Source organism: Saccharothrix sp. NPDC042600 (assembly GCF_040647305.1).
GTDB lineage: Bacteria > Actinomycetota > Actinomycetes > Mycobacteriales > Pseudonocardiaceae > Actinosynnema > Actinosynnema mutabilis.
Genome location: NZ_JBEZBW010000070.1, coordinates 13,607 through 30,973 on the forward strand (window position 1 = coordinate 13,607; position 17,367 = coordinate 30,973).

The following is a 17,367-nucleotide window of genomic DNA, read 5'->3' on the forward strand; positions in this document are numbered from 1 at the left end:
TAGAAGGGCCATTCGCATGGGCATCGAACTGAACCGCCGGGGGTTCCTGAACCTCACCGCCACGGTCGCGGGTGTCGCCGCCGCGCAGGGACTCCTCTCCGCGTGCGGTGCCGGCGGCGGTCCGCAGCAGCTCGGTGCCAACAGCGAGGGTCTGAAAGCGGCGCTGCCCGCCCACGTGCCCAATACGACGGTCACACCGGACATCCCCTCGGTGGCGGGCGGCCCGGACGTGCTCACCGACCCGGGTTTCCTGAGCTACCCGACCAACCGGCCGGTCACCGTCCCCGGCGTGCCGGGCCGCGGCGGCCGGTACAGCGCGGTGACCCCGCTGTGGGGCACGATCCCGCCCGCGGACAACGGGTTCTACCAGGCGATGAACAAGGCGCTGGGCGTCACGCTGGACATGAAGCCCGCCGACGGCAACAACTACAACACCATCGTCCCGACGATGACCGCGGCCAGGAAGCTGCCGGACTGGATCCAGCTCCCGGCGTGGTGGAACCCCAACTTCAACGTCGGCGGCCTGGCCGGGTCGCAACTGGCGGACCTCACCCCGTACCTGTCGGGCGACAACGTCAGGAAGTACCCCAACCTCGCCGCCCTGCCCACCGGCGCGTGGCGCGCGGGCGCGTGGGGCGACAAGCTCTACGGCATCCCGTGCTTCTCGTCGGGCTTCCAGATCGCCGGCACGATCTTCTACCGGCGCGACGTGTTCGAGGCCAGGGGGATCACCGCCGACCAGGTGAAGTCCGCCGACGACCTGATGGGCCTGGGCAAGGAGCTGACCGACGCCAAGGCCGGCGTGTGGGCCTTCGACGACATCTACACCTACTTCTTCACCGCGTTCGGCGCGCCCCTGAAGTGGCGGGTCGAGGACGGCAAGCTGGTGCACCTGTTCGAAACCGAGGAGTTCCTCCGGGCGGTGGACTGGCACCACCGCCTGGCCACCGCCGGTTACGTGCACCCGGACGCGCTGGCGGGCGACAACGCCAACGGCAACACCCGCTTCTACGCCGGCAAGACGCTGATCTCCGGCGGCGGCATGGGCGTGTGGAACCTGGCCGACCACCAGTCCGGCACGGCGGCGAACCCGTCCTACCGGCGCGGCGCGCTCGACGTGTTCGCCGCCGACGGCAAGAGCAAGCCCGTGGTCTACATGGGCGCGTCCACCAGCATGCTCAGCTACCTCAACGCCAACCTCAAGCCCGAGCAGGTCGAGGAACTGCTGGCGGTGGCCAACTACCTCGCCGCGCCCTACGGTTCCGCGGAGTTCACGCTGGTCAACTTCGGTGTCGAGGGCGTGCACCACACGATGGACAACGGCGTGCCCAAGGCCACCGAGCAGGGCAAGAAGGAGGTCCAGGCGCAGACCTACCCGTTCCTGGCCGCCCCGCCCCACGCGATCCAGAACCTGGGCGCGGACGCGGTCACCCGGGACTACACCGCCTGGCAGGCCGCCAACGCGCCGGCGCTGGCCAAGCCGGTGTTCTGGAACATGAACATCAGCATGCCGCAGGCGCAGACCACCGCCGAGGCCGCGCAACAGGTCACCGACACGGTCAAGGACTGCTACCACGGCAAGAAGAAGGTCGCCGACGTGCAGGCCGCCGTCGCGAGCTGGAAGTCCGGCGGCGGTGATCGCCTCAAGCAGTGGATGACCGAGAACGTGCTGAACAAGTACGGCACGGGGCAGTGACCGCGCCGCGCGCCCGGCGCCGGACCGGGCCGGGGTGGCGGGTCAGGCTGCGCCGGGACCGGTCGCTGCTGCTGATGACGGCCCCGGCCGTGCTGCTGCTCGTGGTGTTCAACTACGTGCCGCTGTTCGGGCTGGTGACCGCGTTCCAGGAGTACGACCCGCTGGTCGGGGTCCGGTACAGCCGGTGGGCCGGGCTGGAGCAGTTCGAGCGGCTGTTCGGCGACCCGCTGTTCTGGGGCGCGCTGACCAACACCCTCTACCTCAGCTTCGTCCAACTGGTGCTGTTCTTCCCCGTCCCCATCGCCTTGGCGCTGCTGCTCAACTCCTTGCTCAGCCAACGGGTGAAGAACTTCGTGCAGTCCGTGGTGTACCTGCCGCACTTCTTCTCGTGGGTGCTGGCGATCACCATCTTCCAACAGATGCTGGGCGGCGCGGGCGCGCTCAACCAGTTCCTGCGCGGCCACGACCTGGCCACCTGGGACGTGATGACCGACCCGGACACGTTCGCGCTGCTGGTCACCGCGCAGGTGGTGTGGAAGGAGGCCGGCTGGGGGATCATCGTGTTCCTCGCCGCGCTCTCCGCGATCAACACCGACCTGTACGAGGCGGCGGCGGCCGACGGCGCGGGGCGGTGGCGGCGGCTGTGGCACATCACGCTGCCGGGCCTGCGCGGGGTGATCGTGCTGCTGCTGGTGCTGCGCCTGGGCAACGCGCTGACGGTCGGCTTCGAGCAGCTGCTCATCCAACGCGACGCCGTCGGCCACGAGACGGCCGACGTGCTGGACACCTTCTCGTTCTACTACGGCATCGCCACCGGCGATTACAGCTACGGCGCGGCGGCGGGGCTGTTCAAGAGCGTCATCTCGCTGCTGATGATCTGGGGCGCCAACAAGCTGGCACACGCCTTCGGCGAAGACGGGCTGTACCGCAGATGACCCGAACACTCACACCCCGCACCACTCCAGACGTCAAGACCACGTCCGCGCCGCCGCGCCGCACGCGCCGGGACGGCCGCCCGCCGTGGGAGGAACCGCCCACCGTCGCGGGCCGGGCCGGCAAGGGCATCACCCTGGGCGGGGTCCTGGCGGTCGTGGTGGTGCCGCTGTGGATCGTCGTGGTGACCAGCCTGTCCACCCAGGCCTCGGTCAACCGGGCCGGCGGCCTGGTCGTCTGGCCCGACGAGGTCACCTTCGAGGCCTACCGGGTGATGCTCGCCGACTCCACCGTGCGCACCGCGCTGCTGGTCAGCCTGGGCATCACCGCCGCGGGCACGGTCGTGTCGATGGCCGTGTCGGTCCTGTGCGCCTACGGCCTGTCCCGCGCCCGTTCGCTGGGCCACCGCTTCCTGCTGGTGCTGCTGATCGTGACCATGTTCGTCAACGGCGGCCTGATCCCGACCTTCCTCGTGGTCACCGGCCTGGGTGGTTACGGGGAGTGGTGGGCGTTGATCCTGCCCGGCGCGGTGTCGGTGTTCAACATCCTCGTCCTGCGCTCGTTCTACTCCTCCACCTCAGCCGACCTGATCGAGGCCGCGCGCATCGACGGCGCGGGCGACTGGCGCATCCTGTGGTCGGTCGTGCTGCCCACCTCGCGCGCGGTGACCGCCGTGATGGCCCTGTTCTACGGGGTCGGCTACTGGAACTCGTTCTTCAACGTCATGCTCTACATGCCGACCGACAGCGAGAAGTGGCCGTTGCAGTACGTCCTGTTCACCTACGTCAACCGCGGCAACGCGCTGCCCGGCTCGGTCAACTCCGGGTTCGGCACCCAGTTCGCCCAGACCGCGCCCCTGTCGTTGCAGATGGCCGTCGTCGTGCTGACGCTGGTCCCGCTGCTGGTGGTCTACCCGTTCGTCCAGAAGCACTTCCGCACCGGCGTGCTCACCGGCGCGATCAAGGGGTGACCGGGCAGACTCGACGGACCCGGCCGGGCGCGGGTCCCGCGCAGACCGAAGCACAACCGAGCAGGAGCAGCGACGCATGGTGACACTCGCCGACGTGGCCAGGCACGCGGGCGTGTCCGCGAGCACGGTCAGCTACGTGCTCAGCGGCAAGCGCACGATCTCCGAGGAGACCCGGCGCCGCGTCGAGAGCGCCGTGGCGGAACTGGGCTACCACCCCAACGCCCGGGCGCGGGCGCTGGCCGCCCGCCGCTCGCACATCATCGCGCTGGTCGTGCCGCTGCGCTCGGACGTGTACGTGCCGATCATGATGCAGATCGCCATCTCGGTCACCGTCGCGGCCCGCAAGCACGGCTACGACGTGCTGCTGATCACCAACGACGAGGGCCCGGAGGGGGTCCGGCGGGTCGCGCTGAGCGGGCTGGCGGACGGCGTGATCCTGATGGACGTCGAACTGGACGACAAGCGCATCCCGGTGCTGCGCGAGCTGGGCACCCAGGCCGCGCTGATCGGGCTGCCCGACGACCGGGCCGGGCTGTCGTGCGTGGACCACGACTTCGCCGCCGCCGGCGCGCAGTGCGCGGACCACCTGGCCGACCTGGGCCACCGCGAGGTCGCGTTCATCGGCTACGGGTCGAGCACCTACCAGCGGCACGCCGGGTACGCCGAGCGGACCCTGGCCGGGTTCCGCGAGCGGGCGGGCGAACGCGGCCTGCGCTTCGTGCACCGGCCGTGCGAGGGCACCTACGAGAGCACCGCGGGGACGCTGGCCCGCATCCTGTCCGACCGGCCCGGCACGACCGGGTTCGTGGTGCAGAACGAGGGCGCCATCGGCCCGCTGCTCAGCCTGCTGCGCACCAGCGGGCGGACCGTGCCCGAGGACGCCTCGGTCATCGCGCTGTGCGCGGAACCGCTGGCCGAGCAGTACGCGCCCAGCCTCACCGCGGTCACCGGCCCGGCCCGGGAACTCGGCCGGGTCGCCGTCGAGCACGTCATGAAGCGCATCACCGCGGCCGGGCGCGGCCGACGGCCCGACGACGAACTGGTCCTGCTCAGCCCCGTCCTGACCGTCCGCGAGAGCACCGGCCCCGCCCCCAGACGCGACCCCGAACCCTGACCCGCGCTGCCCCACGGCCCCGGCTCCCCCACCGCCTGACCCCACCGACCACCTGACCGGCACGGCGAGGCCCTCCACCGGGGGGCCGGCCCCGCCGTGCCCCGATCCCGCCGGGAGCGCCCATGCACCCCAGCCTGACCGACCGCCTCGGCGGCCTCGCGTTCGGCGGCGACTACAACCCCGAGCAGTGGGGCCGGCGCGTCTGGGCCGAGGACGACGAGCTGATGCGCCGCGCGCGGGTGAACCTCGCGACGGTCGGCGTGTTCTCCTGGGCGCTGCTGGAGCCCGAGGAGGGCCGCTACGACTTCGCCTGGCTCGACGCCCACCTGGACCGGCTGCACGCCAACGGGGTCGCCGTCGACCTGGCCACCCCGACCGCGTCCCCGCCGCCGTGGTTCACCCTCGCCCACCCCGACGCCCTGCCGGTCACCCCCGAGGGCACCCGGCTGGTCCACGGCAGCCGCGACACCTACTGCCTGGCCGCGCCCGCCTACCGCGACGCCTCCCGCCGCGTCGCGTCCGCCCTGGCGCAGCGCTACGGCGACCACCCGGCGGTCGCTCTGTGGCACGTGCACAACGAGTACGCCACCTCGTGCTGGTGCGACCACGTCGCCGCCGCGTTCCGGGACTGGCTGCGCGACCGGCACGGCTCGCTGGACGCGCTGAACGACGCGTGGGGCACCGCGTTCTGGAGCCAGCGCTACGGCTCCTGGGAGCAGGTGCTGCCGCCGCGCGCCACCCAGTGGCACCACAACCCGGGGCAGGCGCTGGACTTCCGCCGCTTCGGCTCGGACCTCGCCCTGGCCGCCTACCGCGAGCAGCGCGACGCGATCCGCGCCCACAGCGACCGCCCGGTGACCACCAACCTCATGCTGCCCGGCTACCAGAACCTGGACCTGTGGGCGTTCGGCCGGGAGGTGGACGTCGTCGCCGTCGACCACTACCCGGACGGTCCCGGCCTCGACGCGGCGGCGGACACGGCGTTCGGCGCGGACCGGGCGCGCTCGTTCGGCGGCGGCCGGCCGTGGCTGCTGATGGAGCAGGGCGCCAACACCGTGCACGCGGGCGACCGGACGCTCGCCAAGGAACCCGGCGACATCCTGCGCCACAGCCTGGGCCACATCGCCCGCGGGTCCGAGGGCGCGCTGTTCTTCCAGTGGCGGCAGTCGCGGGCGGGCGCGGAGACGTGGCACTCGGCGATGGTGCCGCACGCCGGTCCGGACAGCCGCGTCTTCCGCGAGGTCGTCGCGCTGGGCGAGGTGGTGGCCCGGCTCGGCGAGGTGGCCGGGTCCACCGTGACCGCGCCGGTGGCCGTGCTGCACGACGCGGACGCGTGGTGGGCGTCCGAAGTGGACGGCCTGCCGTCCCGCGACCTGGACTACCACTCGGCGTTGCGGCGGGCGCACCGGGCGCTGTGGGACGCCGGGGTGGTCACCGACTTCGCCCACCCCGACCACGACCTGTCCCGCTACCGGCTCGTGCTGGCCCCCGCGCTGCCCCTGCTCTCCGACGCCGCCGCCGAGAACCTGCGGGACTACGTCGAGGGCGGCGGCACGCTGCTCGTCGGGCACTTCAGCGGGGTGGTGGACGAACGCCCGCACGCCCGGCTCGGCGGCTACCCCGCGCCGGCCCTGCGCGAAGCCCTCGGCGTCCGCGTCGAGGAGCACCGGCCGCTGCGGCGCGACGAGCGGATCACCCTGTCCGACGGCACCGGGGCCACGACGTGGAGCGAGCACCTGCGGCTGGAGGGCGCGGAGGCGGTCGCGACCTACACCCACGGGATGCTCGCCGGCCGTCCCGCGCTCACCCGACACGGCCGCGCCTGGTACCTCTCGACGCTCCCGGTCGACTACGGCGCGCTGGTCCGCCGCCTGCTGGACGAAACCGGCATCGAGCGCCCGTGGCCGCCCGGCGTGGAGGCGGTCACCCGCGGCCGGTGGCTGTTCCTGCTCAACCACGGCACGCACACCGTGCCACTCCCCCGCCCCACGCACGACCTGGTCACCGACCGGGTCGTGGCGCACGTCCCACCCGGCGGCTGCGCCGTGCTCCGCACCGACGAGCAGACGTGATGTCGTCCCGCTCATGCTTCTCGATCTCGAACCGGTGATCGTCTGAAGAGCCCCGCCCCGCGGGTCTCCTGCCCGCGGGGCGGCGAACTCCGTGCGTGGAGGTCAGATCCGCCATTGCTGGTTGGACTGGCCCGTGCAGGACCACAGCTGCAGCTTGGTGCCGTTGGCGGTGCCGTAGCCGGAGGCGTCGAGGCACAGGCCGGACTGCACGTTGGTGACGGTGCCGTTGGAGTTGACGTTCCACTGCTGGTTCGTGCCGCCGTGGCAGTCCCAGATCACGACCTGGGTGCCGTTGGCCGTGCCCGACCCGGAGGCGTCGAGGCACTTGGTGCCGTAGACGGTGAGCGCCTTGCCGCTGGTGTAGGTCCACTGCTGGTTGGTGCCGCCGTGGCAGTCCCAGAGCTGGAGCTGCGTGCCGTTGGTCGTGGTCGCACCCGGGACGTCCGCGCAGCGGCCGGAGGGGATGCCGACGATCTGCTTGCCCGGCGCGACCGGGTCGCCGATGCTGCCCGGCACCGAGCGCAGTGCGGAGTACCAGGTCGCGGCCATCTTGTCGTAGCCGGTGGCGGTGGGGTGGACGCCGTCGATCAGGTCGGCCGTGGTGAGGGCCGAGTGCATGTCGACGAGGCGCACGCGCTTGCCGGCGTTGACCTTGCTCTGCACCATGCCGGGGATGGTGGCGTTGTAGGCGCGGGCGGCGGAGTTCTGGCCGGCGTTGGAGATCGGGATGATCGTCGCGACGAACACGTCCGCGTTCGGGACGGTCGCGGTGATCTTGTCGACGAGGGCGCTCAGCCGGCCCGGCGCGCCGGAGAGGTTGTGGTTCTGGAGGACGTCGTTGGTGCCGATGTGCAGCAGGACCGTGCGGGGGTTGGTGTCGCGCAGCCAGGTGACGATGTTGGCGTCGATCTGGTCGATGCGCCAACCCGGGTGCCCCTGGTGGTCGTGGTCGCCGAGCGAGGCGGGGCCGTTGAACTGCGAACCCACGAAGTCGACCCGGTAGTTCCCGGCCCCGAACCGCTGCCACAGGCCGATGCGGTAGCCGCCGGGGATCTGGGTGCCTTCGGTGATCGAGTCGCCCAGGGGCATCACGCGGGTGCCGCCGTTGGACTCGGCGTGGGCGGGGGTGGGGGCGGTGGGCAGCAGTGCGGCGGCGACCAGGGTGGCAGCGAAGGCGGACAACCGCCTCAACCGTGCACGCATCGGGTTCTCCCTCATCGTCGAGGTGGAGATGTTAGCGCTAACAGTGGACTGGAGGCGGAGATCCGGTGTCAAGCGATCGACCACTTGAGACGGTCGTCCGCAAGCGCGAGTGGCGGCCGATGACTCGAACGTGGGCCACCGGGCGGTCTACGAGCGCATCGCGGCCAGGACCCGACAGGACGACTCCGGCGACCCCACCCGACTGGACCGCACCGCCACCCAACCCGCCGCGCCGCTTCTCCGGCGAAGACGGCCGCAAGTGCTTCGCGCGAAGGGTGGCGGACAGTGCCGCCGCCCTTCGCGCGAAGCGTCCGGTCAAGCCACGGTGCAGTTGGCGCCGTTGAGCGTGAACGACGTCGGCTCGGCGGTGTTGCCGGTGTGCGTCGCCTGGAAGCCGATGCTCACCGACCCGTTCGGCGCGATGTCGGCGTTGTACCCGACGTTGCGCGCCGTCACCTGGCCCGAGTTGGGCGAGTACGACGCGTTCCAGCCGCTGGTGATCGTTTGACCGCCCGGCAGGGTGAAGACCAGGGACCAGCCGCTGATCGGTGAGCTGCCGGTGTTGGTGATGACGATCTCCGACGTCAGGCCGGTGTTCCAGGCGTTGACGGCGTCGGTCACCCGGCAGCTCTCGCCGGGCGGGTTGTCGGTCGTCGTGGTGGTGGTCGTGGTCGTCGTGGTGGTGCTCGTCGGCGGGGTGTCGCCCTGGAACTGCGAGATGAACTTCCACGCCTCGGTCTTCGTCCACGTCCGGGCGCCGTCGTCGCAGCCGCAGCCCTCCACCGGGGCCGGGGCGTGACCGCCGTCGAAGGCCGCCCACTGGACCGGGTAGCCCGCTCGGCACGAGTACGTCGTGGTGATGTGCGTCCGGCTGCCCACCCCCGGTTCGCGTGGACTCTGCGCGGCGCAGCCGTTGTTGCGGACGAACGTGTCGCGCAGGCCCCGGCCCAGTCCGATGTTCAGGACGTTGTCCGAGATGCCGTGGATGCCGAAGTACGCGATCGGCTGGGTACCGCCGGCGCACCCGCTGAGCTGCGCGCCCGCGAACACCACGACCGCGCGGAACACCGTCGCCCGCGCGCACGCCAGCGCGTAGCTCATGCCGCCGCCGTAGCTGAAGCCCATGGCGAACCGCAGCCCCGTGTCCACGCACAGGTCGCTCTCGACGCGCCTGATGATGTCGTCGACGAACGTGACGTCCTCGCCGCCGGAGTTGGCCCAGCCGGCGTTGAAGCCCTGTGGCGACACGAGGATCGCGCTGTTGTTCGACTGCTCCTGCATCCCGTAGTACGCCCAGGCCGCGCCGCTGCTGCCACCCGTGGCGACGTCGTTCATGCTGCCGCCGCGCCAGTGGAAGCCGAAGATCAGCCGGTACTGCCGGGTGTTGTCGTAACCGTCGGGGACGCGCAGCACGAACTGGCGGCTCTTGCCACTGGTGGTGATGGTGTGCGTCCCGCTGCGCAGGGTCGGCGCCTTGCCGCAGCCGGCGCTGGCCGCCAGCGTGCCGACCGACGTGGACGACGTGGTGGACGTGGCCTGGCTGACGCCGGCGACGACCGCCGTGGCGACCAGCGCCACGGCCAGGAACACGGCGGCCGATGCCGGCCCGAAGAGTCTGTGCCTCGACATTGAGCAGCTCTTTTCTGCCGTCTACTGGGGGGTTGCGTGCGGCGGCGGATGGGGGCGCGGGTCCCGCGTGCCCTCAGCAGGTGGAGTTGGTCTGGGTCAGCAGGCCCAGGCGCCAGGGCAGCCGGTTGTACTCACCGCCCGCGTTGGGGTCCAGACCCTGGTACAGGTAGCTCAGCTTGCACGGGCTGATCTCCATCGTCTGGTCGACGTTGGTGCGCACCACCTCGCCGTGGCTGATGTCCCGGGTCCACTGTCCACTCGGGAACGTCACGTTGTTGGCGCGGGCGAACGGGTTGGCCTCGGTGTCGGCCAGCGCCGTCCACGGGCCGGTGATCTGCGGCGCGGTCCAGGAGCGGAAGTAGCGGCGGCCGTCGGTGCCGATCGCCTCGTGCACCAGGAGGTATTGCTGCTTGCCCGCGATCTTGTAGACGTTGGACGCCTCGAACAGCCGGTTCTTGTCCGCGTCCTGCATCGCGATCACGGTGTTGGTGAAGCCGTTGGGGAACTGCGACAGGTTCGTCTCCGACCGGTAGAGGTGGCCGTTGTCGTCGGAGGAGAACAGGTAGCACTTGGCGCTGTCGCAGACGGTCCAGAAGTCCACCCAGTAGCCGTTGCCGATGTTGTCGCGGATGATCTGCGGCATCCCGTTGGCGTAGAAGCCGCGCGGTGCGGACCACGTCGCCGGGTTGGCGATGTCGGTGTTGGTGGAGTACGAGGCGTTGTCACCGGTCTGGTAGACCAGGTACCACAGCCGTTGCGGCGCGAAGTAGAACACCTGCGGCGCGGCCTTGTAGCCGGTGCCGACGGCCGTGCGGTCCAGGTAGTGGTGCGGGGCGGAGGACGCCTGGGACCAGTCGGTGAAACTGGTGTACATCAGGTTGTAGCCGTCGGTGTAGGTCGAGGCGAACACGTGGTACTTGCCGTTGTGGTAGACCACGCTCGGGTCCTTGACCGCCACGTTGGGGTGGGTGGCGTCGGGCTTCGGGCTGATCAGGATGCCGCTGGAGGACCACCGGAAGCTCGACGGCAGGCTGCCGACCGGCGGGGTGCCCGTGGTGGTGGTCGTCGTCGTGGTGGACGTGGGGACCACCCCTCCGGTGCACGGCGTTCCGTTGAGGCTGAAGGCTTCCGGCGCGGGGTTGCCGCCGGTCCACGAGCCGTTGAAGCCGAACTCGACCTTGCCGCCGGTGGGGATGGACCCGTTGTAGGAGACGTTCTTCGCCGTCACCTGCGCGCCGCTCTGCGTCACGTCGGCGTTCCACGCCTGCGTCACCCGCTGGCCGGCGGGGAACGACCACGTGAGGGTCCACCCGTCGACCGCGTCGCCGACGTTGGTGATCGCCACGTTCGCGGTGAACCCGCCCTGCCACTGGGACGGGGAGGTGTAGGCGACCGAGCAGCCCGGCGCGGCCGAGGCCGGCGCGGAGACCGCCGTCAGCGCGGACAGGGCGGCGACCGGCGCGAGCGCCGCGACGGCGACCTTGGCCCGTCGCGACGAGAAGCGTCGTATCGAGAGCATGACCAGACCTTCCTGGGATCGGTCGGGCAGCCGAGCGTTTCGAAATTTTCGGCAGGGAAGCTGTTAACTTTCGGGCCAATGTAACGAGCGGGACACCCAGCGTCAACGCCGTCTTGTTAGCGCTCACGCGCCTTGATCTGCGCCTCCAAGGGCGAGATCGGCGGCTGCTTGTTAACGCGAACAAGTTATGGCTCAAGGCGCAGCAGCACGGCGGAAGGGGCGGTTGGCAGGGTGAGCGCGAGCCCGTTCGGGTGCGGTTCGCAGACCGCCTGGCTGTTGCTCGGGTAGAGCACGTCCACGTTGGCCGGCTCGGTGACGTTCAGCGTGGTGGTGGATTCGCCGCCGCGCCGCCACACGGCCAGGTAGGTGGTGGTGGGCGTGTCCAGTGCCAGGGCGATCCACGGGTCGTCCCAGGACGGCAGGCCCAGCGGCCACGACGGCAGCGCGTGCGGCAGGTCGGCGCGGATCTCCTTGTAGACGGCCACGGCCTCGTGCACGAGCGCGCGGGCTTCGGGGGTGAGTTCGGGAATGCGTCCCGACAGGTGCACCCGGCCCAGCAAGGCGGAGGCCATGGTGAACGCGACCTCGTCGAGGGAGTCCTCCGGCTGCGGGTACGCCCACACCGCGGCCTGCTCCGGGGTGACCGCGGTGGGCACGGCGGCGGCGATCGGCGCGTACCGGGCCAGGTCTTGCTGGTCGCTGGTGGATTGCACCTGCATCTGGGACAGCATCGCGTGGTCCATGCGCATCCCGCCCGAGGCGCAGTTCTCCAGCACCAGGTGCGGATGGCGGTCCAGGACGCCGTCCAGCCAGTCCAGGTGGGCACGGTGGTGGCCGAGCATGCCATCGGCGGGGCTCTCACCGGGGTGGCCGCTGGTGCCGGCCCGTGGTCGACGTTGTGGTCCAGCTTGAGGTAGCCGACGCCCCACTCGCCGACCAGCCGGTCCACGACCCGGTCGAGGTGGGCGCGGGCCGCGGGGTGGCGCAGGTCGAGCTGGTACCGGCCGCTTTCCACGACCCGCAGGCCCTCGCGGCGGAAGAACGCCTCCTCGGGCAGGGCGTCGGCGACCGGGCTGCGCGTCCCGACCACCTCGGGCTCCAGCCACAGGCCGGGCACCATGCCCTTGTGCCGGATGTGGTCCAGGACCTCGTGGATCCCTCCGGGGAACCGGGTCTGCGACGGTTCCCACGCGCCCACCGTGTCCCACCAGTTCTCCGCCTCGTCGGCGTACCAGCCAGCGTCGATGACGAAGTACTCCGCGCCCGCCTCCGCCGCCGCGTCGACCAACGGCAGCAGTTTCGCGGTGGTGGGGTCTCCCATCAGGCAGTTCATGTAATCGTTGAAGATGACGGGCAGCTGCTCGTGGTCGGGGTGCGGCCGGCGGGTCGCGCGACGGTGTTCGGTCATCGCGGCGAAGGCCTGGTCCGGGCCTTGATCACCGTAGGCCAGGGCCACCGGGACGGTCCGGAACTCCGCGCCGGGTTCGAGGGTGTGCCGCCAGCCGTGCGGGCTCTCGCACGGGCCGAACGCCGCCAGGTACGCGGAACCCTCGCGCTCGCCGCACTCCCAACGCCAGCCGCCCCCGTTGTGCTCGACCTGCCACACGTAGGTCCGCCCGGTCCGACGGTCGGTCAGGCCGCCCATCGGCAGCGTGCCGCAACTGGACCACGCACCCTGGCCGGCCAGCACGAACGCGCCCCGGCCGTAGCCCATCCGCACCCGTCCGCTGATCATCGGCGAACTCAGCCGCAGCGGCTCGCGCCGCCACCGGCACTCGGCGAACCAGTCGTTGTCCGCCCACATCACCTCGGCGTCGTCCAGGGCCTCGGTGAGGCACCCGACGGCGAGCGAGCTGACGGTTTCCAGGTGCAGGGCGGTCGGGCCGTCGTTGCGCAGCAGGACTTCCGCGCGCAGCACGGGGATGCCGTCGGCCAGGCGGTAGACCACCTCGGCGGTCAGGGCGGTCTCCGGGTCGTGGAGTTCGATCGTCAGCGTCCGCAGGCCGTCTTCGTGGGTCGAGCGGTGTTCCTTGTGGCGCAGCCGTTCGCCGATCGTGGTGTGGATGAACCGGTTGCCCGACCAAGTCCGGCCGTGGCCGGTCGCGGACACGGCCACCAGTGGCACGGGCGCGTCGGGGTGGTGCGCGCTGGGCGCGCTGAGCCGTTCCAGCCGGAGGACGTCGTCCTCGGTGAGGGCGAACTCGGCGGCCAGGTCGTCGTTGCCCCACTGGAAGCGCGTCACCACACCAGCCCGAGCCGGGCGATGTGGTCGGCCAGCGAGCCGGACAGCAGCCGGTGGTCGCGCGCCGAGTAGTGCCAGTCGCAGCCGAGCAGGTCCAGCGCGGCGCTGCCGTCGTAGCCCCAGAAGCGGACCCGGCCGTCGCCCTGGTCGTTGCGGTCCCGCACGACCTGGCGGGCGGCGTCGGGCAGGGTCCCGGAGCCGTGGGCGCTGACCAGGATCGTCGTGCCGGCGCCGTAGCGGGTGCGCAGCTTGTCCAGGAAGCCCTGGTAGGCGGACTTGTAGGCGGCGAGGAGGCTCTCCGGGGTCCACGGCTCGCCCGGGTTGATCGCGGTGGAGAAGTCGTTGGTGCCCAGGCCTACGACGACGAGCTGCGGCTTCCACGTGCCGGGGTTCTGCCACACGTCACCCTCGACGTGCAGCAGCGCGCGGTCGTAGAAGGTGCGGTAGGTGACGTTGGGGGAACCGCCGTTGTAGTTGCGCACCATGCCCATGCCGGAGAACGCGTTGACCTGGTAGTCGGCGTTGAGCGAGCGCGCCGTCAGCGCCCCGTAGCTCAGGTCGGTGTTGGTGTTGCGGTGGACCCCGCCGTTGGACGAGCAGTCCCGCTGGGAGGACATGTTGCCGTAGCCGACGGTCAGGGAGTCACCGATGAACTCGATCTGCCGGGTGCGCGCGGCGGGCTTCTCCAGCACCTGCCCGCCTCGCGCGGCCACGAAGCCGCCGAACCGCCCGGCCGCCCACGTGCTCTCGGTCCGCTTGACCAGCCGGACGCGGTGCTCGGTGTCGCTCAGGCCGTTCACCCAGTGGGTGGTCTTGCCGGGGGTGACCAGGGTGGCGACGGTCGTGCCGTCGACCTGCACGTCGTAGTCGTTGTTCGCGTCGTCGAGGACGATCCCGACGCCGGTGCCCCGGACGCGGCCCTCGAAGTAGACGCCGGGCCAGGAGTAGCGGGCGTCCGGGGTGACCCGGCCCGCGGTGTGGGCTCGGGCGAGCGGGTCGGCGGGCGCGGGCGCGCCGGTGCACGCGGTGCCGTTGAGCGCGAAGTCGGTGGGCGCGGGGTTGGACCCGCCCGCGTTGGCGTTGAAGCCGAACGACGCGGACGCGCCGGCGCCCAGGGCCGGGTTCCAACTCGCGTTGACCGCGGTGACCTGCGCGCCGGACTGGGTGGCCGTCGCGCCCCACGAGGCGGTGACCCGCTGGCCCGCGCCGAACGACCACGTCAGCCGCCAGCCGTTGACCGCGTCGCCGAGGTTGGTGACCCGCACGTCGGCGGTGAACCCGCCCGGCCACTGGTTGGTCACGTTGTAGTCGACCCGGCAACCCTCGGCGGCCTGGGCCGGGGCGCTGGCGATGGTGCCGGCCGCGGTCAACGCGGCGGTGAGGACGGCGGTGGCCGCCACCCGGGACCGGTGCACTGGGTGTCCTCCATGGATGGTCGACGCAGCGCGGAAGGCGCGCCGGGGAACGGGATCGACAGGAAGGCCGTGCGGTCATCTGTCCACTGTGGCCCGAACCGGCCGTCCGCACAGCTCCTGGGAACGCTCCCAAGAAGGTAGCGGAGATGTCCCGAACCGTGAAGACCTCAGTTCCGCCCGAACCCGGCCCCGGGACGGGCAGCGTGAACTCAGGTGACTCGGAACCCCGCCACCAACTCCGCCACCGTGTGCGCCCGAACCCCGGGACCGGCCACCTCCCGCACGTGGTCCTCCGCTGCTCCCGCCAACCCGTCGTAGAGCGCCGCGAACAGCTCCCGCGCGGGCTCACGCGGCCAGTCCGCCGGCAGCAACACCCGGGGCAACCCGGGATCCAGCACAGGCAACCGCCGATAGGTGTCCATCACCTCGGTACGGGTCCGGACCGCCTCCGCCCCGGTGATGCCACCAACCCGCCCCCGCACCGGCTCCCAGCGCCGGATGAACGCGTCGTACCGCCCGGCGATGGCGGCCGTGTCCCAAGCCTGCACCGGGTCACGCCCCACCGACTCCCCCAGGTCGACGTGCCGCGCCCGGAACACCGTCAACGCCCCGGAGGCCGGTCCCACCAGCTGTGACCGGACCTCACCGGTCAGGTCGTGCGGCGAGATCCACAACCCGTCGTAGAGCGGCGCGCACCCCAGCCACCGCAACTTCCCCCGCAACTCCCGCCGCCCCGCGACATCCCCCTGGGGCAACGTGAAGGCGATCAACGTCCAGCACCGGTCCCACTCGTGGTCCGGCGCCGGGGCGAAGATCACCCGACCACCGGCCGCCAACACGGCCGCCGCGCCCACCGTCAACCGGTAGGAACTGGTCCGCCCCCGCCGGCTGCCCTCCAGCACACCCCTGCGGGCCAACCGACTGATCGTGGCCCGCGCACCGGCGTGGCTCACCCCGGCCTCGCCGAGCAACGCCACGAGCGCCCCCGTCGGCAACCAAGCCCGATCACGCAGGGTGTAGTCGGCCAACAGGGTGACGGCCAACCCCTGGGGCGATCCCCCGCTCTGCCTGCGCGGCAACCGGACCCCGTCGTCCGGGAAGATCTCCTCGATGTCGTACGGGCTGGTCACGAGCCGACTCTAACCGGGCGATCGAGACGCGACGTTTGACAGTTCCCGGGCCCGCCGCCAGGCTGAGTGTCACACCGCCACCTTCCTCGACCGTGCGCGAAACGAAGGGGTCCAGCGCATGAAGGTCCTACCGAGCGTGGTGTTCGCCGCGGTGACCGCACTGACCGTCACAGCCCTGGTCACCGCAACTCCCGAACCGGCATCGGCCGCCACCCTGACCGAGGTCGCGAACTTCGGCGACAACCCCGGCGGGATGCGGATGCACGTCTACGTGCCCGACACCCGCCCCGCCGCTCCCGGCATCGTCGTGGCGATGCACGGCTGCGGCGGATCGGGGCCGGGCTTCCACCAGAGCAGCGAGTTCTCGTCGCTGGCCGACCGACACGGCTACGTCGTCATCTACCCGAGCGCCCAACAGCAGGCGGGCTTCGGCAACTGCTTCGACACCTGGTCCGACGCCGCCAAACGACGGGGCGGCGGCAGCGACCCCGGCTCGATCATCTCGATGATCAACTACGTCAAGCAGCGCTACGGCGCCGACCCCGGCAAGGTCTTCGCCACCGGTTCCTCCTCCGGCGGCATGATGACCAACCACATGCTCGCCCTGTACCCGGACGTCTTCAAGGCGGGCGCGGCGTTCATGGGCGTCCCGTTCACCTGCTTCGCGAACGCCGCCGACTACCCGCCGGGTTCCAGCAAGTGCACCGGGAGCGGAGGCGCCAACCGCACGCCCCAACAGTGGGGCGACGCGGTTCGCCAGGCGTACCCGGGTTACACCGGTCCACGCCCCAGGATCCAGCTGTGGCACGGCACCAACGACACCCTGGTCCCGTACTCCCTGCTCCAGGAGTCGATCGAGCAGTGGACCAACGTCTTCGGCCTGTCCCAAACCCCCACCAACACCGACACCCCCCAACCCGGCTGGAACCGTCGCCGCTACGCCGACAGCACCGGAACGGTCCAGGTCGAGGCCTACAGCATCCAGGGTGCCGGCCACACCCTCCCCAGCGCCGGCATGGCCGCTCAGGCCCTCGCCTTCTTCGGCCTGACCAGCCCGGGCACCACCACCACGACCACGACGACCACCACCACGACGACGACGCCCAACCCGGGCACCTGTCAGGTGACCGCCGCCATCAACGCCTGGAACACCGGCCTGACCGAGAACATCACCCTCACCAACACCGGTCCCACGACCATCAACGGCTGGACCTTGACCTTCACGTTGCCCGGCGGCCAGACCATCACCAGCGGCTGGAACGCCACCTACGCGCCGGCGTCGGGCCAGGTGACGGCGAAGAACGCCCCTTACAACGCCACGCTCCCGCCCAACACGCCCACGACCATCGGCTTCCAGGCCACCCACACCGGCAACACCTCGAAGCCGACCGGCTTCACCCTCAACGACACCCCTTGCACGATCACGTGAACCTCCGCGACCACT

The 17,367-nt window shown here is 71.2% G+C and carries 12 protein-coding genes and 1 pseudogene; 6 read left to right on the forward strand and 7 right to left on the reverse strand.

The annotated features are described in order from the left end of the window. The first annotated feature begins 16 nt into the window (after positions 1-16). The 5 genes from AB0A74_RS30600 to AB0A74_RS30620 all read left to right on the forward strand — a co-directional run bounded on the left by AB0A74_RS30600 (position 17) and on the right by AB0A74_RS30620 (position 6,785). The gene (locus AB0A74_RS30600; RefSeq protein ID WP_358254856.1) at positions 17-1,696 is read left to right on the forward strand and encodes a hypothetical protein; all 1,680 of its coding nucleotides are present in this window, start codon (positions 17-19) and stop codon (positions 1,694-1,696) included. After that, positions 1,693-2,631 carry an ABC transporter permease subunit gene (locus AB0A74_RS30605; protein WP_358254858.1) on the forward strand — a complete coding sequence of 313 codons (939 nt, stop codon included), beginning with the start codon at positions 1,693-1,695 and terminating at the stop codon, positions 2,629-2,631. The genes AB0A74_RS30600 and AB0A74_RS30605 overlap by 4 nt, the downstream gene beginning before the upstream one ends. After that, positions 2,628-3,599: a carbohydrate ABC transporter permease gene (locus AB0A74_RS30610; RefSeq protein WP_358254860.1), complete on the forward strand. Its 972-nt coding sequence runs from the start codon at positions 2,628-2,630 to the stop codon at positions 3,597-3,599. The genes AB0A74_RS30605 and AB0A74_RS30610 overlap by 4 nt, the downstream gene beginning before the upstream one ends. Before the next feature lie 76 nt (positions 3,600-3,675). Beyond that, positions 3,676-4,713, forward strand: a complete 1,038-nt coding sequence (locus AB0A74_RS30615) for a LacI family DNA-binding transcriptional regulator (RefSeq protein WP_358254862.1) — start codon at positions 3,676-3,678, stop codon at positions 4,711-4,713. A 122-nt stretch (positions 4,714-4,835) separates the two neighbouring features. Beyond that, on the forward strand, positions 4,836-6,785 hold the full coding sequence (locus AB0A74_RS30620) for a beta-galactosidase (RefSeq protein WP_358254864.1): 1,950 nt from the start codon (positions 4,836-4,838) through the stop codon (positions 6,783-6,785). A 102-nt stretch (positions 6,786-6,887) separates the two neighbouring features. Here the strand turns inward: AB0A74_RS30620 and AB0A74_RS30625 are convergent, their stop codons facing one another. From AB0A74_RS30625 to AB0A74_RS30655, 7 genes and pseudogenes are all read right to left on the reverse strand, one after another. Next, entirely contained in the window at positions 6,888-7,988 is a 1,101-nt protein-coding gene (locus AB0A74_RS30625; protein ID WP_358254866.1) for a ricin-type beta-trefoil lectin domain protein, read from the reverse strand. Between the two features lie 315 nt (positions 7,989-8,303). Then, complete coding sequence (locus AB0A74_RS30630) at positions 8,304-9,617, reverse strand: cellulose binding domain-containing protein (protein ID WP_358254868.1); 1,314 nt, start codon at positions 9,615-9,617, stop codon at positions 8,304-8,306. 73 nt (positions 9,618-9,690) lie between these two features. Next, complete coding sequence (locus AB0A74_RS30635; protein ID WP_358254870.1) at positions 9,691-11,136, reverse strand: non-reducing end alpha-L-arabinofuranosidase family hydrolase; 1,446 nt, start codon at positions 11,134-11,136, stop codon at positions 9,691-9,693. Positions 11,137-11,321: 185 nt separating this feature from the next. Beyond that, on the reverse strand, positions 11,322-11,978 hold the full coding sequence (locus tag AB0A74_RS30640) for an alpha-galactosidase (RefSeq protein WP_358254892.1): 657 nt from the start codon (positions 11,976-11,978) through the stop codon (positions 11,322-11,324). 62 nt (positions 11,979-12,040) lie between these two features. Beyond that, a pseudogene (locus AB0A74_RS30645) lies at positions 12,041-13,381 on the reverse strand (alpha-galactosidase); the annotation flags it as partial. Then, the gene (locus tag AB0A74_RS30650) at positions 13,375-14,793 is read right to left on the reverse strand and encodes a cellulose binding domain-containing protein (RefSeq protein ID WP_358254872.1); all 1,419 of its coding nucleotides are present in this window, start codon (positions 14,791-14,793) and stop codon (positions 13,375-13,377) included. The gene AB0A74_RS30650 and the pseudogene AB0A74_RS30645, both read right to left, overlap by 7 nt. Before the next feature lie 209 nt (positions 14,794-15,002). Beyond that, positions 15,003-15,923 carry a PaaX family transcriptional regulator C-terminal domain-containing protein gene (locus AB0A74_RS30655; protein ID WP_358254874.1) on the reverse strand — a complete coding sequence of 307 codons (921 nt, stop codon included), beginning with the start codon at positions 15,921-15,923 and terminating at the stop codon, positions 15,003-15,005. Positions 15,924-16,041: 118 nt separating this feature from the next. On the opposite strand from AB0A74_RS30655, the gene AB0A74_RS30660 reads away from it, so the two are divergent. Then, the gene (locus AB0A74_RS30660; RefSeq protein ID WP_358254876.1) at positions 16,042-17,352 is read left to right on the forward strand and encodes a PHB depolymerase family esterase; all 1,311 of its coding nucleotides are present in this window, start codon (positions 16,042-16,044) and stop codon (positions 17,350-17,352) included. The last annotated feature ends 15 nt before the right edge of the window (positions 17,353-17,367 follow it).

Bases quoted from the DNA above. Each gene is read 5' to 3' on its own strand.
- AB0A74_RS30600 (WP_358254856.1), top strand. From the start codon at position 17: ATGGGCATCGAACTGAACCGCCGGGGGTTCCTGAACCTCACCGCCACG.
- AB0A74_RS30610 (WP_358254860.1), top strand. From the start codon at position 2,628: ATGACCCGAACACTCACACCCCGCACCACTCCAGACGTCAAGACCACG.
- AB0A74_RS30615 (WP_358254862.1), top strand. From the start codon at position 3,676: ATGGTGACACTCGCCGACGTGGCCAGGCACGCGGGCGTGTCCGCGAGC.
- AB0A74_RS30620 (WP_358254864.1), top strand. From the start codon at position 4,836: ATGCACCCCAGCCTGACCGACCGCCTCGGCGGCCTCGCGTTCGGCGGC.
- AB0A74_RS30625 (WP_358254866.1), bottom strand. From the start codon at position 7,988: ATGCGTGCACGGTTGAGGCGGTTGTCCGCCTTCGCTGCCACCCTGGTC.
- AB0A74_RS30630 (WP_358254868.1), bottom strand. From the start codon at position 9,617: ATGTCGAGGCACAGACTCTTCGGGCCGGCATCGGCCGCCGTGTTCCTG.
- AB0A74_RS30635 (WP_358254870.1), bottom strand. From the start codon at position 11,136: ATGCTCTCGATACGACGCTTCTCGTCGCGACGGGCCAAGGTCGCCGTC.
- AB0A74_RS30640 (WP_358254892.1), bottom strand. From the start codon at position 11,978: ATGCTCGGCCACCACCGTGCCCACCTGGACTGGCTGGACGGCGTCCTG.
- AB0A74_RS30660 (WP_358254876.1), top strand. From the start codon at position 16,042: ATGAAGGTCCTACCGAGCGTGGTGTTCGCCGCGGTGACCGCACTGACC.